The 14,825-nt window shown below is 64.7% G+C and carries 23 protein-coding genes; 1 reads left to right on the forward strand and 22 read right to left on the reverse strand.

The genetic code is table 11. The annotated features are described in order from the left end of the window. The 22 genes from rplR to rpsL form a co-directional block, all read right to left on the reverse strand. On the reverse strand, positions 1 to 290 hold a 290-nt coding region (rplR, locus tag Q0D93_RS05185), incomplete at its 3' end, for a 50S ribosomal protein L18 (RefSeq protein WP_294391891.1). Next, on the reverse strand, positions 290 to 823 hold the full coding sequence (gene rplF / locus Q0D93_RS05190) for a 50S ribosomal protein L6 (protein ID WP_294391892.1): 534 nt from the start codon (positions 821 to 823) through the stop codon (positions 290 to 292). The genes rplR and rplF, both read right to left, overlap by 1 nt. After that, the gene (rpsH, locus tag Q0D93_RS05195; protein WP_294391893.1) at positions 823 to 1,218 is read right to left on the reverse strand and encodes a 30S ribosomal protein S8; all 396 of its coding nucleotides are present in this window, start codon (positions 1,216 to 1,218) and stop codon (positions 823 to 825) included. The genes rplF and rpsH overlap by 1 nt, the downstream gene beginning before the upstream one ends. A gap of 10 nt (positions 1,219 to 1,228) precedes the next feature. Then, positions 1,229 to 1,534, reverse strand: coding sequence for a 30S ribosomal protein S14 (gene rpsN / locus Q0D93_RS05200; protein WP_294391894.1), 306 nt, complete (start codon positions 1,532 to 1,534; stop codon positions 1,229 to 1,231). 28 nt (positions 1,535 to 1,562) lie between these two features. After that, positions 1,563 to 2,141, reverse strand: a complete 579-nt coding sequence (rplE, locus tag Q0D93_RS05205; protein ID WP_294391895.1) for a 50S ribosomal protein L5 — start codon at positions 2,139 to 2,141, stop codon at positions 1,563 to 1,565. Next, positions 2,134 to 2,451, reverse strand: coding sequence for a 50S ribosomal protein L24 (gene rplX / locus Q0D93_RS05210; RefSeq protein ID WP_294391896.1), 318 nt, complete (start codon positions 2,449 to 2,451; stop codon positions 2,134 to 2,136). Before rplX ends, rplE begins: the two co-directional genes overlap by 8 nt. A gap of 1 nt (position 2,452) precedes the next feature. Further along, positions 2,453 to 2,824: a 50S ribosomal protein L14 gene (rplN, locus tag Q0D93_RS05215; RefSeq protein WP_116091443.1), complete on the reverse strand. Its 372-nt coding sequence runs from the start codon at positions 2,822 to 2,824 to the stop codon at positions 2,453 to 2,455. 15 nt (positions 2,825 to 2,839) lie between these two features. Continuing rightward, complete coding sequence (rpsQ, locus tag Q0D93_RS05220) at positions 2,840 to 3,106, reverse strand: 30S ribosomal protein S17 (RefSeq protein WP_294391897.1); 267 nt, start codon at positions 3,104 to 3,106, stop codon at positions 2,840 to 2,842. 12 nt (positions 3,107 to 3,118) lie between these two features. After that, positions 3,119 to 3,322 carry a 50S ribosomal protein L29 gene (gene rpmC, locus Q0D93_RS05225; protein WP_294391898.1) on the reverse strand — a complete coding sequence of 68 codons (204 nt, stop codon included), beginning with the start codon at positions 3,320 to 3,322 and terminating at the stop codon, positions 3,119 to 3,121. Between the two features lie 4 nt (positions 3,323 to 3,326). Further along, positions 3,327 to 3,758, reverse strand: a complete 432-nt coding sequence (gene rplP / locus Q0D93_RS05230; RefSeq protein WP_294391899.1) for a 50S ribosomal protein L16 — start codon at positions 3,756 to 3,758, stop codon at positions 3,327 to 3,329. 65 nt (positions 3,759 to 3,823) lie between these two features. Further along, positions 3,824 to 4,519 carry a 30S ribosomal protein S3 gene (gene rpsC, locus Q0D93_RS05235; RefSeq protein WP_294391900.1) on the reverse strand — a complete coding sequence of 232 codons (696 nt, stop codon included), beginning with the start codon at positions 4,517 to 4,519 and terminating at the stop codon, positions 3,824 to 3,826. After that, positions 4,519 to 4,896, reverse strand: coding sequence for a 50S ribosomal protein L22 (rplV, locus tag Q0D93_RS05240; protein WP_294391901.1), 378 nt, complete (start codon positions 4,894 to 4,896; stop codon positions 4,519 to 4,521). The genes rpsC and rplV overlap by 1 nt, the downstream gene beginning before the upstream one ends. Beyond that, positions 4,896 to 5,171, reverse strand: a complete 276-nt coding sequence (gene rpsS, locus Q0D93_RS05245; protein WP_294391902.1) for a 30S ribosomal protein S19 — start codon at positions 5,169 to 5,171, stop codon at positions 4,896 to 4,898. Before rpsS ends, rplV begins: the two co-directional genes overlap by 1 nt. Before the next feature lie 3 nt (positions 5,172 to 5,174). Then, positions 5,175 to 6,011: a 50S ribosomal protein L2 gene (gene rplB / locus Q0D93_RS05250; RefSeq protein ID WP_294391903.1), complete on the reverse strand. Its 837-nt coding sequence runs from the start codon at positions 6,009 to 6,011 to the stop codon at positions 5,175 to 5,177. A gap of 3 nt (positions 6,012 to 6,014) precedes the next feature. Beyond that, a complete protein-coding gene (locus Q0D93_RS05255; RefSeq protein WP_294391904.1) occupies positions 6,015 to 6,332 on the reverse strand; it encodes a 50S ribosomal protein L23 in 318 nt (105 codons plus the stop codon). After that, positions 6,325 to 6,951 carry a 50S ribosomal protein L4 gene (rplD, locus tag Q0D93_RS05260; protein ID WP_294391905.1) on the reverse strand — a complete coding sequence of 209 codons (627 nt, stop codon included), beginning with the start codon at positions 6,949 to 6,951 and terminating at the stop codon, positions 6,325 to 6,327. Before rplD ends, Q0D93_RS05255 begins: the two co-directional genes overlap by 8 nt. Before the next feature lie 2 nt (positions 6,952 to 6,953). Next, positions 6,954 to 7,694, reverse strand: a complete 741-nt coding sequence (gene rplC / locus Q0D93_RS05265; RefSeq protein WP_294391906.1) for a 50S ribosomal protein L3 — start codon at positions 7,692 to 7,694, stop codon at positions 6,954 to 6,956. Positions 7,695 to 8,018: 324 nt separating this feature from the next. Further along, on the reverse strand, positions 8,019 to 8,327 hold the full coding sequence (gene rpsJ, locus Q0D93_RS05270; RefSeq protein WP_167074487.1) for a 30S ribosomal protein S10: 309 nt from the start codon (positions 8,325 to 8,327) through the stop codon (positions 8,019 to 8,021). A 128-nt stretch (positions 8,328 to 8,455) separates the two neighbouring features. After that, the gene (tuf, locus tag Q0D93_RS05275; RefSeq protein ID WP_294391907.1) at positions 8,456 to 9,646 is read right to left on the reverse strand and encodes an elongation factor Tu; all 1,191 of its coding nucleotides are present in this window, start codon (positions 9,644 to 9,646) and stop codon (positions 8,456 to 8,458) included. 148 nt (positions 9,647 to 9,794) lie between these two features. Next, positions 9,795 to 11,888, reverse strand: a complete 2,094-nt coding sequence (gene fusA, locus Q0D93_RS05280) for an elongation factor G (protein ID WP_294391908.1) — start codon at positions 11,886 to 11,888, stop codon at positions 9,795 to 9,797. 67 nt (positions 11,889 to 11,955) lie between these two features. Then, on the reverse strand, positions 11,956 to 12,426 hold the full coding sequence (rpsG, locus tag Q0D93_RS05285; RefSeq protein ID WP_294391909.1) for a 30S ribosomal protein S7: 471 nt from the start codon (positions 12,424 to 12,426) through the stop codon (positions 11,956 to 11,958). A 52-nt stretch (positions 12,427 to 12,478) separates the two neighbouring features. Continuing rightward, complete coding sequence (gene rpsL / locus Q0D93_RS05290; RefSeq protein WP_294392105.1) at positions 12,479 to 12,850, reverse strand: 30S ribosomal protein S12; 372 nt, start codon at positions 12,848 to 12,850, stop codon at positions 12,479 to 12,481. 388 nt (positions 12,851 to 13,238) lie between these two features. Here rpsL and Q0D93_RS05295 point away from each other — a divergent pair, with 388 nt between their 5' ends. Continuing rightward, positions 13,239 to 14,825 carry a hypothetical protein gene (locus Q0D93_RS05295; protein ID WP_294391910.1) on the forward strand — a complete coding sequence of 529 codons (1,587 nt, stop codon included), beginning with the start codon at positions 13,239 to 13,241 and terminating at the stop codon, positions 14,823 to 14,825.

Below are 14,825 nucleotides of genomic sequence, written 5' to 3' on the forward strand. Positions count from 1 at the left end.
AAACCACCGCGGTCGAACACGACAGAGGTGACACCAGCGGCCTTGGCCCGCTCCGCCACGCGCTGGCCGACCTTGGTCGCCGCCTCCGCAGTGGCGCCGGTCGTGTCGCGCACGTCCTTCTCCAGCGTCGACGCGGCAGCGACCGTGCGGCCGGCGGTGTCGTCGATCACCTGGGCGTAGATGTGGCGACCCGAACGGTGGATCGACAGCCGCGGCCGGACCGCACCCTTGGCGCGCAGCGCGGTGCGAACGCGCTGGCGCCGCTTCGCGAACAGGGAAAGCTTCGCCATTACTTCTTCTTCCCTTCCTTGCGGAAGATGAACTCGCCGGCATACTTGATGCCCTTGCCCTTGTAGGGCTCCGGCTTGCGCCAGCGGCGGATCTCCGCGGCCACCTGGCCGACCTTCTGCTTGTCGACACCCGAGATGTTCACGGTCGTCTGATCGGGCGTCGCGATCGTGATCCCCTCGGGGATCGTGAAGTCGACATCATGGCTGTAGCCCAGCTGCAGCTTCAGGTTCTTGCCCTGAACATTGGCGCGATAGCCGACGCCGGTGATCTGGAGCTGCTTGGAATAGCCGTCCGTCACGCCGGTGATCAGGTTCTGCACCATGGTGCGCTGCATGCCCCAGAAGGAGCGGGCGCGCTTGGTGTCGTTGGCCGGCTGCACCGAGATGCTGCCGTCCTCGACCGCGTAGGTGACCTCGTCGGCCAGCGGCATGGACAGGGTGCCCTTGGCGCCCTTCACCGTCAGCGTACGGCCTTCGATGTTCGCGGTCACGCCCGCGGGGACGGTGACCGGCTTCTTACCGATGCGGCTCATCAGAACACCTCCGCCAGCACTTCGCCACCGACATTCTGGTCGCGCGCTTCGGCATCCGAAAGCACGCCACGCGGCGTCGAGACGATGGTCATGCCCAGGCCGTTGCGGACCCGCGGCAGCTCCTGCGAGCCGGAATAGACGCGGCGGCCCGGCTTGGACACGCGCGCCACATGCTGGATCGCCGGCTGGCCTTCGAAATACTTCAGCTCGATACGGAGGCCGGGGTGGCCGGACACCTGCTCTTCGCTGTAGCCACGGATGTAACCCTCGCGCTGCAGCACATCCAGCACGCGGGCACGCAGCTTCGACGCCGGCGACAGCACGCTGTCCTTGCGGGCGCGCTGGCCGTTGCGGATGCGGGTGAGCAGATCGCCCAGGGGATCGTTGATCGCCATATTCCTACCCTTACCAGCTCGACTTGACCACGCCCGGGATCATGCCCCGGGTGGCCAGCTGACGCAGCATCACGCGGCCCAGACCGAACTTGCGGTACACGGCACGCGGACGACCGGTGAGCTGGCAGCGATTGCGGACGCGCGTCGGATTTCCGTTGCGCGGTATTTCCGCCAGCTTCAGCCGCGCGATTAGGCGCTCGGTTTCGTCGAGGGATTCATCGTCGGCAATCGCCTTCAGGCGGGCATACTTGCCGGCATACTTCTTCACGAGCTGCTTACGACGCTCGTTCTTGTTGATCGAACTCAGTTTCGCCATGGACTTAAGCTCTCTTGTCCTTTGCGCCTCAGGCGGCTTGCTTCTCAGCCTGCGGCTGCGGGAACGGGAAACCGAACAGGCGAAGCAGCTCGCGCGCTTCCTCGTCGGTCTGGGCGGTGGTCGTGACGATCACGTCCATGCCACGGGTCTTGTCGACCTGGTCGTAGCTGATTTCCGGGAAGATCAGCTGCTCCTTCAGGCCGGTCGCGTAATTGCCGCGGCCGTCGAAGGACTTGTCGCTCAGGCCACGAAAGTCGCGGACGCGCGGCAAGGCGATGGTCACGAAGCGGTCGAGGAACTCGTACATCCGCTCGCGGCGCAGGGTCACCTTGCAGCCGATCGGCATGCCTTCACGCAGCTTGAACTGCGCGATCGACTTCTTGGCCTTGGTCACGACGGCCTTCTGGCCGGCGATCGCCGTCATTTCCGACGCGGCCTGCTCGACCTTCTTCTTGTCCTGCGTCGCTTCGCCGACGCCCATGTTCAGCACGATCTTCTCGAGCTTAGGCACCTGCATTGCGTTGGTGTAGCCGAACTTTTCCGTCATCGCCTTGACGATGGTGTCGTCGTACAGCTTTCGCAGCCGGGGCGTGTAGCCATCAGCCATCGATCTTCTCCCCGGTCTTGACGGCGACGCGAACCTTGGCGCCGTCCTGGGTCTCGAACCGCACGCGGGTCGGCTTGCCGTCCGCGGTCGCGATCGCAACCTTGGAAATGTGCATCGGAGCCTCGCGGCGCTCCAGGCCACCCTGCGGGTCGGCCTGGCTCGGCTTGCGGTGACGGGTCGCGACGTTCACGCCGGACACGATCACCTTGCCTTCCTTGGGGAAGGCCTTGGTGACGTCGCCCGTCTTGCCCTTGTCCTTGCCGGACAGGACGACGACGCGGTCACCCTTCTTGATCTTGGCAGCAGCCATCTCAAAGCACCTCGGGCGCGAGCGAAATGATCTTCATGTGACCAGCTGCGCGCAGTTCGCGCACTACCGGGCCGAAGATACGGGTGCCGATCGGCTCCCCGTTATTCTTGTTGATCAGCACCGCGGCATTGCCGTCGAAGCGGATCGTGGACCCGTCCGCGCGGTTGATGTCCTTGGCGGTGCGGACGATCACCGCACGGTGAACGTCGCCCTTCTTGACCTTGGCGCGCGGCGCGGCTTCCTTGATGGACACCACGATCACGTCGCCAACGCTGGCGAAGCGACGCTTGGAGCCGCCGAGCACCTTGATGCACTGGACGCGCTTGGCGCCCGAATTGTCGGCGACGTCCAGGTTGGACTGCATCTGAATCATGGAACCAGTCCTTCCTTACGCTGCGGTGGTTTCAGGCGCCCGGTGGGTATCCACCGCGCCGATAACCGTCCACGTCTTCAGCTTGGAGATCGGCGCGCATTCCTCGATGCGGACGGTCTGCCCTTCCTTGAACGTGTTGCCCTCGTCATGGGCATGATACTTCTTCGAACGGCGGATGATCTTGCCGTAGAGCGGGTGCTTCACCTTACGCTCCACCAGCACAACCACCGTCTTGTCGGTCTTGTCGGACACCACAGTGCCCGTCAGCACGCGCTTCGGCATCGTGTGGCCTCCTTACTTAGCAGCCGAGCGGGTACGCTCGGTCTGCAGCGTCTTGATCTGCGCGATCGTGCGGCGCACCTCCTTGACCCGGCTCGGCTTTTCGAGCTGGTTGGTGGCGGCCTGAAAGCGCAGGTTGAACTGTTCCCGCTTCAGCTCGGAAAGCTGGGTGGCGAGCTGGTCGTCGGTCGCGACCTTGAGATCGGCAATCTTCGCCATGGTCTTACTCGGCCTCGTACACGGACTCGCCCAGGCGGGCGACGACCTTGGTCTTGATCGGCAGCTTTTCCATCGCGCGCTCGAAGGCGACGCGGGCGAGCGGGCCGGGCACGCCGTCCAGCTCGAACAGGATGCGGCCCGGCTTCACGCGCGCGGCCCAATATTCGGGCGCACCCTTACCGGAGCCCATGCGGACCTCGGCAGGCTTGGTGGAGACCGGAACGTCCGGGAAGATGCGGATCCAGAGACGACCCTGGCGCTTGATGTGGCGCGTGATTGCGCGGCGAGCGGCCTCGATCTGGCGAGCGGTGATACGCTCGGGCTCGAGGGCCTTCAGGCCGAATGCGCCGAAGTTGAGCGCGGTCCCGCCCTTGGCGTCGCCATGGATACGGCCCTTGTGGGCCTTGCGGAACTTGGTGCGCTTCGGTTGCAGCATGTGTTTCTAACCTTCTGACACCGTAACGACGGCCGATCAGGCTGGCTGATGGATCAGGTGATCCCTCAGCGCGCCGGACGGACCCCCGAGGTCTGAGCTTCCATCATGAGGCGGTCCTGCGCGAGCGGGTCATGGCCCAGGATCTCACCCTTGAAGATCCAGACCTTGACGCCGCAAACGCCATAGGCGGTGTGCGCCTCGGCCTCGGCATAGTCCACATTCGCGCGCAGCGTGTGCAGCGGAACGCGGCCTTCGCGATACCATTCGGTCCGCGCGATTTCCGCGCCGCCCAGACGGCCGGCGCAGGTGATACGAATGCCCTCCGCACCGAGACGCAGCGCCGATTGCACCGCGCGCTTCATCGCACGGCGGAATGCGATGCGGCGCTCGAGCTGATCGGCAACGCCCTGCGCCACGAGCTTGGCATCGATCTCCGGCTTGCGGATCTCGACGATGTTCAGGCTCACGTCGGACGAGGTCATCGCGTTCAGCGTCTTGCGCAGCTTCTCGATGTCCGCGCCCTTCTTGCCGATGATCACGCCCGGGCGTGCGGCATAGACGGAGATGCGGGCGAGCTTGGCCGGACGCTCGATCACGACCTTGGAGATCGCGGCCTGCGGATGCGTCTTGAAGATGTACTGGCGGATCTTGAGATCCTCCAGCAGCAGGCGCGCATAATCGGCGCCGTCGGCATACCACCGGCTGTCCCAGGTGCGGTTGATCTGCAACCGCATGCCGATCGGGTTGGACTTCTGACCCATTATGCTTCTTCCTGCTCGCGAACGACCACGCGAAGGCGGCTGAACGGCTTGACGATGCGGGTGCTGCGGCCGCGAGCACGGGTGGCGAAGCGTTTCATGACGAGGCCCTTGCCCACCGACGCTTCCTGCACGATCAGCGCGTCGACGTCCAGATTGTGATTGTTCTCGGCATTTGCAATCGCCGAGGCCAGGCACTTGCGCACGTCTACAGCCATCGCCTTCTTGGAAAAAGCGAGAATGTTGAGAGCCTCTCCAGCCTTCTTGCCGCGGATCAGGCCCGCAACCAGATTCAGCTTGTACGGGCTGCCGCGAACGGCGGTGGCGACGGCGAGAGCCTCCTTGTCACCAACCTTGCGGGGGGATGCTGGCTTCGACATCAGCGCTTGCCCTTCTTGTCGGCGGCGTGACCCGGGAAGTAGCGCGTGGGCGCGAACTCACCAAGCTTCATGCCGACCATGTCCTCGTTGACCGACACCGGCACGAACTTGCGGCCGTTGTAGACACTGAAGGTCAGGCCGACAAACTGCGGCAGAATGGTGGACCGACGCGACCAGGTCTTGATCGGCGCGCGGGCGCCGCCTTCCTGTGCCGTCTCGGCCTTTTTCAGCAGGCTCAGTTCGACGAACGGGCCCTTCCAAACAGAACGAGCCATCTATCAGCCCTTCTTCTTTGCGTGACGCGACCGGATGATCATCTTGTCCGTCGACTTGTTCTTGCGGGTACGGTGGCCCTTGGTCGGCTTGCCCCACGGGGTAACCGGGTGACGGCCGCCCGAGGTCCGGCCTTCGCCACCGCCGTGCGGGTGGTCGACCGGGTTCTTGGCGACGCCGCGGGTCAGCGGACGATAGCCCAGCCAGCGGTTGCGGCCTGCCTTTGCCAGGTTCTGGTTGGCATTGTCCGGGTTGGACACCGCGCCGACCGTGCACATGCAGTCCGAGCGGACATAACGCTGCTCGCCCGAGTTCAGGCGAACCATCACCATGCCCTTGTCGCGACCGACGATCTGCACGTAGGTGCCGGCCGCCCGTGCGATCTGACCACCCTTGCCGGGCTTCATCTCGACATTGTGGACGATCGTGCCGACCGGAGCCTGGCCGACTTCCATCGCATTGCCGGGCTTAACGTCGGTCTTCTTGGCCGCTACCACCGTGTCGCCGACGCCGAGGCGCTGCGGCGCGATGATGTAGGCCAGCTCGCCGTCCTCATACTTGACGAGGGCGATGAACGCCGAACGGTTGGGATCATATTCGATCCGCTCGACCGTCGCCGGCTGGTCCCACTTGCGACGCTTGAAGTCGACGAAGCGATACTTCTGCTTGTGACCACCGCCGATGCCGCGCGCGGTCGCGTGACCCATGTTGTTGCGGCCGCCTGACTTGCGCAGACCCTCGGTCAGCGCCTTGACCGGCTTGCCCTTGAACAGCTGCGACCGATCGATCAAGATCAGGCCGCGACGCGCCGGGCTCGTCGGATTGTAATTCTTGAGCGCCATCGCTTAGATTCCCGTCGTGATATCGATCGTCTGGCCTTCGGCCAGAGTCACGATCGCCTTCTTGGAGTCCGAACGCTTGTAGGCCTCGCCCTTCCAGCGCTTGGTCTTGCCCTTGCTCACGATCGTGTTCACGCCCGTGACGGTGACCGAGAACAAAGCCTCGACCGCTGCCTTGATCTCGGGCTTCGACGCATCCTGCGCCACCTTGAAGACCACCGCATTATGCTCGCTGAGCAGGGTCGTCTTCTCGGTGATGTGGGGCGCGAGCACCACGTCGTAATGGCGGTTGTCCACCGCCCCGTTGGCCGGCTTCTTAGCCATTGAAACGCGCCTCCAGCTTCTCGACGGCGGCGCGCGTCAGCACCAGCGTGTCGTGGTTCAGGATGTCGTAGACGTTGGCGCCCACGGCCGGCATCAGATTGACGCCGCGCAGGTTGCCCGACGCATGCGCGAAGCTGATGTTGATCGCATCGCCGTCGATCACCAGCGCTTTCTTGCCGAAGCCGAGGCCCAGCAGCTGCGTCGCCAGCGTCTTGGTCTTGCCTTCGGCCACGTCCAGCACGTCGATCACGACCAGGCTGCCGTCCTTGGCCTTCGCCGACAGCGCCATCTTCAGGCCGAGCGCGCGAACCTTCTTGTTCAGGCCCGGATTGAAGTCGCGAACGCGGGCGCCGTGCGCCTTGCCGCCGCCGATGAACACCGGCGCGCGGCGATCACCGTGACGGGCGGTACCGCCACCCTTCTGGCGACCGAGCTTCTTGCCCGACCGCGCGACATCGGCGCGCTCACGCGTGCCACGGGCGGTGCCCCGGCGCTTTTCCAGCTGCCAGGTGACCACGCGGTGCAGGATGTCCGCACGCGGCTCGAGACCGAAGACCTCGTCGTTCAGCTCGATGTCGCCGGCGGCCGACGCGTCGAGGTTCTTAACTTGAACCTTCATGATCAGCCCTCCTGGGTCTCACCGGCTTCCGGCGTCTCGACGACGGGAGCAGCGGTGTTGCTGTTGACGGCGGCCTTCAGACCAGCCGGACGGGGCGCATCGGCATGACCCGGCACCTTGACCGCATCCTTGACGAGCAGCCAGCCACCCTTCGAGCCGGGCACGGAGCCACGGACGAACAGCAGCCCACGCTCGGCGTCCGTGCGGACGATCTCGAGGTTCTGCTGGGTGCGGTTGCGGTCGCCCATGTGACCGGCCATCTTCTTGTTCTTGAAGACCTTGCCCGGATCCTGGCGGTTGCCGGTCGAGCCGTGCGAACGGTGCGACACGGACACGCCGTGCGTCGCGCGCAGACCGCCGAAGCCCCAACGCTTCATCGCGCCGGCGAAACCCTTGCCCTGGGTGCGGCCCTGAATGTCGACATACTGGCCGGCGACGAAGTGATCGGCCGAGATCTCCGCGCCGACATCAAGGAGATTATCCTCGGTCACGCGGAATTCGTGCACGAACGCCTTGGGCTCAACCTCGGCCTTACCGAAGTGGCCGCGCTGCGGCTTGGCGACATTCTTGGCCTTGGCCACGCCCGCGCCAAGCTGAACCGCGACGTAGCCGTCACGATCAACTTCCTTGCGAGCAATGACCTGGACGCCTTCGAGCTGCAGGACGGTGACGGGCACGTGGCGCCCATCGTCCTGAAACAGCCGGGTCATCCCAACTTTCTTTGCGATCACGCCAGAGCGCATGATCCGGTTCCTTCCCAAACAGAGGCCCGCCATGTCCCGGCGGGCGTGCCAACGAAAAGGCATCCGCCACCGTATCGGCCGGCTTCCCGGCAACACGGCACCGAATGCCTGGCCCAACGAAACTGCATGCCCCGCCAGGGCCAATGTCCAACATGATGGTGACGGATCACCAGGATGTTGAAAGCGGGGACGCAGGCAACGGACAAACCGCGAGGTTCACGCCGTTCGGTATCCTAGCTTTCTACTTCAACCGGGAAACGATCGTCTCAGCGGGAAGCGAAAAGCGCCGGCAGGGGAATCACCCATGCCGGCGGTGTCAGCCTCTTACGCCAGCTTGATCTCAACATCAACACCCGCGGCGAGGTCGAGCTTCATCAGCGCGTCGACGGTCTGCGGGGTCGGCTGAACGATGTCCAGCAGGCGCTTGTAGGTGCGGACCTCGAACTGCTCACGGCTCTTCTTGTCGATGTGCGGGCCGCGATTGACCGTGAACTTCTCGATCCGGGTCGGCAGCGGGATCGGGCCACGGGTCAGCGCGCCGGTGCGTCGGGCGGTGTCGGCGATCTCGCCGGTCGCCTGGTCGAGTACACGATGATCGAACGCCTTCAGGCGAATGCGGATGTTGCTGTCCATGGTTCCTACCGATGCGAAAGAGCCTGGGCCCGCCAGCGATCCTTGCGGATGCGGGGACCTCTCATAAAAAGCAAACCGGCCGACTCTCCGAAGAGAGCCGGCCGGCTCGTTAGCGTGTGCGGGCTATATTACGCGGAGATCGCGCTGACAACCCCGGCGCCCACGGTGCGGCCGCCTTCACGGATGGAGAAGCGCAGGCCCTCTTCCATCGCGATCGGTGCGATCAGCTTGACGCCGAGCTGCACGTTGTCACCCGGCATCACCATCTCGGTGCCTTCCGGCAGCTTCACCTCGCCCGTCACGTCGGTCGTGCGGAAGTAGAACTGCGGACGATAGTTGGCGAAGAACGGGGTGTGACGGCCACCCTCTTCCTTCGAGAGGACATAGACCTCCGAAGAAAATTCGGTGTGCGGCTTGATCGAGCCCGGCTTGCAAAGAACCTGGCCACGCTCGACCTCTTCACGGCCGACGCCACGGATCAGCGCGCCGATGTTGTCGCCAGCCTGGCCCGAGTCGAGCAGCTTGCGGAACATCTCAACGCCGGTGACGGTCGTCTTCTTGGTGTCCTTGAGGCCGACGATCTCGACTTCCTCACCCACCTTCACGGTGCCGGTCTCGACGCGGCCGGTGACCACGGTGCCACGGCCCGAGATCGAGAACACGTCTTCAATCGGCATCAGGAACGGACGATCCAGCGGACGCTCCGGCTGCGGGATATACTCGTCCACAGCGGCCATCAGCTTCAGAACCGCGTCGCGACCGATGGCATCGTTCGAGCCGTCGAGCGCCTTGACGGCCGAACCCTGGATGACGGGGATGTCGTCGCCCGGGAAGTCGTAGGACGAGAGCAGCTCGCGGATCTCGAGCTCGACAAGCTCCAGGATCTCGGCGTCGTCGACCAGGTCGACCTTGTTCATGAACACGACCAGAGCCGGCACGCCGACCTGACGGGCGAGCAGGATGTGCTCGCGGGTCTGCGGCATCGGGCCGTCGGTCGCGGACACGACCAGGATGCCGCCGTCCATCTGCGCGGCGCCGGTGATCATGTTCTTCACATAGTCGGCGTGGCCGGGGCAATCGACGTGCGCATAGTGACGCGCGTCCGTCTCATACTCGACGTGCGCGGTCGAGATGGTGATGCCGCGCTCGCGCTCTTCCGGAGCCTTGTCGATATTCGCATAGTCAACGAAGGTCGCGCCGCCGGTTTCGGCGAGGACCTTGGTGATGGCGGCCGTGAGCGACGTCTTGCCATGGTCGACGTGGCCGATGGTGCCGATGTTGCAGTGCGGCTTCGTCCGCTCAAATTTAGCCTTAGCCATTGCTTCCTACCTTGCTTTCCGATGTTGGGAGTGACGGAACGCACCTCCAGACGGGGTGCGCCCATAGCAGCTTTTTCGGCTTATGCCAGCCTCCGTCACCGACTTGCAATGCGGCCCCTCCCCACGGGAACGGCCGCATCGCAATCGGTTACGCCATCTTGGCCTTCACCTCTTCGGCGACGTTCGCGGGAACTTCGTCATAGTGGCTGAACTGCATGGTGTACTGCGCGCGACCCTGGGTGAAGGAGCGCAGCTGGTTCACGTAGCCGAACATGTTGGCCAGTGGCACCATCGCCTCGACCGCCTGGGCATTGCCGCGCGTGTCGGTGCCCTGGATCTGACCACGGCGGCTGTTGAGATCGCCGATCACATCGCCGAGGTAATCCTCGGGCGTCACCACCTCGACCTTCATCACCGGCTCCAGGATGGTGATGCCGGCCTTTTGCGCCGCTTCACGCATCGCACCACGGGCGCAGATTTCGAACGCCAGGGCGGACGAGTCGACGTCGTGATACTTGCCGTCGATCAGGTGCACTTCGACGTCCACGATCGGGAAGCCGATCAGCGCGCCCGTCTGGGCAGTCTCGCGCATACCCTTCTCGACCGAAGGAATGTACTCACGCGGGATGTTGCCGCCCTTGACCTCGTCCACGAAGACGAAGCCCGAACCCCGCTCGCCCGGCTTCACCTGCACCTTGACTTCGCCGAACTGGCCGGAGCCGCCCGACTGCTTCTTGTGGGTGTAGGTCAGCTCGACCGGCTTCTTGAGGTATTCGCGATACGCCACCTGCGGCGCGCCGACATTGGCCTCAACCTTGAACTCGCGCTTCATGCGGTCGACCAGGATTTCAAGGTGGAGCTCGCCCATTCCCTTGATGATGGTCTGGCCCGATTCGTGATCGGTCGAAACGCGGAACGAGGGATCCTCGGCAGCCAGACGATTGAGCGCGATGCCCATCTTTTCCTGGTCCTGCTTGGTCTTCGGCTCCACCGACAGCTCGATCACCGGATCCGGGAATTCCATCCGCTCCAGGATGATCGGAGCCGACTTGGCGCACAACGTGTCGCCGGTGGTCGTTTCCTTGAGGCCGGCCAGCGCGACGATGTCGCCGGCATAGGCCTCGTCGATGTCCTCACGGCTGTTGGCATGCATCAGCAGCATACGACCGATCTTCTCGTCCTTCTCCTTGACGGAGTTGAGGTACGAGCCCTTGGCCAGCTTGCCCGAATAGATGCGCGCGAAGGTGAGCGAGCCCACGAACGGATCGTTCATGATCTTGAACGCCAGCGCGGAGGTCGGCGCGGCATCGTCGGCCGGACGCGTATCCTTGGTCTCGCCGTCCAGCTTGACGCCTTCCACGGCCGGAATGTCGAGCGGGCTCGGCAGGTAATCGACCACGGCGTCGAGCAACGGCTGCACGCCCTTGTTCTTGAAGGCCGAGCCGCACAGCACCGGCACGAACGAGAAGTTCAGCGTGCCCTTGCGGATCAGCTTCTTGAGGGTGACGCTGTCGGGCTCATTGCCTTCCAGATACGCCTCCATCGCGTCGTCGTCCTGCTCGACCGCCATTTCGATCAGCTCGGCACGCGCGGTGGCGGCTTCGTCGGCCATGTCGGCCGGAATGTCCTGATATTCGAACTTCGCGCCGAGGCTCTCTTCAAGCCACACGATCGCGCGATTCTCGACCAGGTCAATCAGGCCCTTGAACTGCCCTTCCAGGCCGATCGGGGTATACAGCACCATCGGGCGGGCGCCCAGACGGTCCTTGATCATGTCGACGCACATGTTGAAGTTGGCGCCGGTGCGGTCGAGCTTGTTGACGAAGCACATCCGCGGAACCTTGTACTTCTCCGCCTGGCGCCACACCGTTTCCGACTGCGGCTCAACGCCCGCAACGCCGTCGAAGCAGGCGACCGCGCCATCCAGCACGCGCAGCGAACGCTCGACTTCGATGGTGAAGTCGACGTGGCCGGGCGTGTCGATGATGTTGATGCGGTGCTCTTCGCCATTGCCTTCCTCGGCCCGCCAGAAGCAGGTCGTGGCGGCGGACGTGATCGTGATCCCGCGCTCCTGCTCCTGCTCCATCCAGTCCATCGTCGCCGTGCCTTCATGCACTTCGCCGATCTTGTAGGACTTGCCGGTGTAATAGAGGATGCGCTCGGTCGTGGTCGTCTTGCCGGCGTCGATGTGCGCCATGATGCCGATGTTGCGATAGCGCTCGAGCGGATGGCTGCGGGCCATGATCGTCAGTTCCTTAGCGATGCGGGGAGCCGGACCGTCCGGCTCCCCGCGATATAGGGACGGTTTGTTACCAGCGGTAGTGGCTGAAGGCGCGGTTCGCCTCCGCCATGCGGTGCGTGTCTTCGCGCTTCTTGACCGCATTGCCGCGGTTGTTGGCGGCATCCATCAGCTCGCCGGACAGGCGGGCGGACATGGTATGCTCCGAACGGCCACGCGCCGCGGTGATCAGCCAGCGGATGGCGAGCGCCTGGCTGCGCTCGGCACGGACCTCGACCGGAACCTGGTAGGTCGCACCGCCGACGCGACGGCTGCGGACCTCGATGCCCGGACGGACATTGTTGAGCGCGTCATGGAACACGCCGATCGGCTCGCGCTTGGCACGGGTCTCGATCGTGTCGAGGGCGCCATAGACGATGCTTTCCGCAACGGACTTCTTGCCGTCAAGCATGACGCTGTTCATGAACTTGCTGAGCACGACATCCCCGAACTTCGGATCGGGCAGGATTTCGCGCTTTTCTGGACGACGACGACGAGCCATCTTTTTCTTCCTTTAAACTTCAGCCTGATGATCGGACGATATGCCGATCGGCTTACTTCGGACGCTTTGCGCCGTACTTGGAACGGGACTGCTTGCGGTTCTTCACGCCCTGCGTGTCGAGCACGCCGCGCAGCACGTGGTAGCGCACGCCGGGAAGGTCGCGCACACGGCCGCCGCGGATGAGCACCACCGAGTGCTCCTGCAGGTTGTGGCCCTCGCCCGGGATGTAGCTGATCACTTCGCGCTGGTTGGTCAGGCGGACCTTGGCCACCTTGCGCAGCGCCGAGTTCGGCTTCTTCGGGGTCGTGGTATATACGCGGGTGCAGACGCCGCGCTTCTGCGGATTCTTTTCCATCGCAGGCACCTTGGACTTGGTGATCTGCGGTTCGCGACCCTTGCGGATCAGCTGATTGATCGTTGGCATGAAGCCCTTCACCTTCCGGGGTTACTTTACCCTGTCCGCAACCCGTTGCCGCCAGCCTCGATGCGGACGGAACAAGGAAAGGCCAAAGGTGGCATCGCGCCGCCCCGGCCCTGCAGACATTGGCAATGTTCAGCACACAGGCGAGCCCATCGGAGTCTCGCAAGCGTGCCGCCCTATAACCGGCGGGGCATACATGGTCAACCGGGGCAAGGGTGGGGCCGGATGGTTCCGTCCTCCCCACAATGACATACCAGCGACACAATCCTCCGCTCATGCGGCTGGACCTTCCGGCTGTACAAGGCATATCGATGGTGCGAGCGGGCGTGTCGCCTCTTCCTCGCGGCAGTAACGGCCGGGGCCGGTGCCGGATGGAGTGGTGACGAACGGAATGGCAAGGATCAATCACCTGGTGCGCCCGTCTCTTGTCGGCGGACCGGCCTGGATCATGGCGCTGGCCGCCGCGATCCTGCCGTTCCTGTTCGTGACCTTTCCTCCGCTGGTGGATGCGCCCGGCCATCTCGGCCAATATGCGATCCAGCTGGCGGGGCCCGACAGCCCACTGCGCCGCTATTTCGAGTTTCAGTGGGGCATGCGCCTCAACCTCGCCGTCGACCTGCTGATGGAGGCGCTGGCACCGTGGCTGGGCCTTGTCCGCGCCTTCTGGCTGGTGGTGCTGACCATCCCCGCCGTGACCGTGGCGGCGATCTGGCGGCTGGCCCGGGCGGGCAATCCGCGCGCCGCGGCGGCAAGCTGGGCCCTGCCGTTCGCCTACAGCTATCCGTTCAACTATGGCTTCCTCAATTATACGCTGACCGCCGCGCTGTCGCTGCTCGGCTATGCCGCCTGGCTGGAACTGGCCGATCGGCCCCGCCTGCGCGAGGCCCTGTTCTGGCCGCTGATGCCGATCCTGCTGCTGTTCCATGCGGTCGGCGGCATCCTGTTGCCGGTGATGATCGGGATTGCGGCGGCCACGCGCCATGCGCGTCTGCGTTCCACCGCGCCGTTCGTCGCCATCGACCGGGAGGGCTTACGTGCCTTGATAAGGGAGGCGCGGCCGGTCCTGGGCGCGATGGCGCTGGTGCTGCTGTGGAAACTCAACCAGCCGCCGAGGGGGCTGGAGACCAGCTACACGATCGGCGCCAAGTTCAACGCCATCGCGCTGGCGCTGCGCGATCAGTCGCGGGCGCTGGACATTGCCAGCATCGTCGCAATCCTTGCGGTGCCGCTGATCGGGCGGGCCCTGGGTGCGCGCTATACCCCCGCCAATGCGGCGGTGGTGATCGCCATCGGCGCCCTGTTCCTGATCATGCCGTCGCAGATGGCCGGCGCGTCCTTGTGCGACATGCGGCTGGTTCCGGCGCTGATGATCGCGGCGCTGGTGCTGCAGGACTGGTCGGCCGTGCCGCCCAAGGTGGCGCGGGGGTTCGCCATCGCCGGGCTCGCTGTGTTTCTGGTGCGGATGGGGGCCACGACCGCGGGCTTCATCGCCTATGAGCGCGTCTATGCCGCCGAGCTTCCGGCCCTGCCGCACATCCAGCGGGGCGCCAGGGTGCTGGCCCTGGTTCCGCGCCAGTGCGGATCCTGGAAGCATTGGCGGATGCGGCGGCTGGATCACCTGCCGTCGATGGTGACGGTGGAGCGCGATGCCTGGGTCAACGCCCATTGGGACGTGGGCGACATCCACCTGCTGCGCATCCTCTACCGCCCCTCGCCCGATTTCTACGACGACCCCTCGCAATTCGTGTCCTCGCCGCGCTGCGTGGCGCGCAAGAAGCCGCCGCGCACCGCCGAGCAGTGGCACAGCCGGCGGCGCACCCTGGCGCAGATCGCGCCGACCCTGCCGCTCGACGGCGCGGATTATCTGTGGACCATCCAGGAGCGGCTGCCCGCCGGCCCGTGGCAACGGCGGCTGACCCCGATCTGGTCCAACGGGGCGAGCACGCTGTACCGCATCGCGGCGCGCCCGCCCGCCTGA

Source organism: uncultured Sphingomonas sp. (genome assembly GCF_934560975.1).
In the GTDB taxonomy this organism is placed as follows: domain Bacteria; phylum Pseudomonadota; class Alphaproteobacteria; order Sphingomonadales; family Sphingomonadaceae; genus Sphingomonas_I.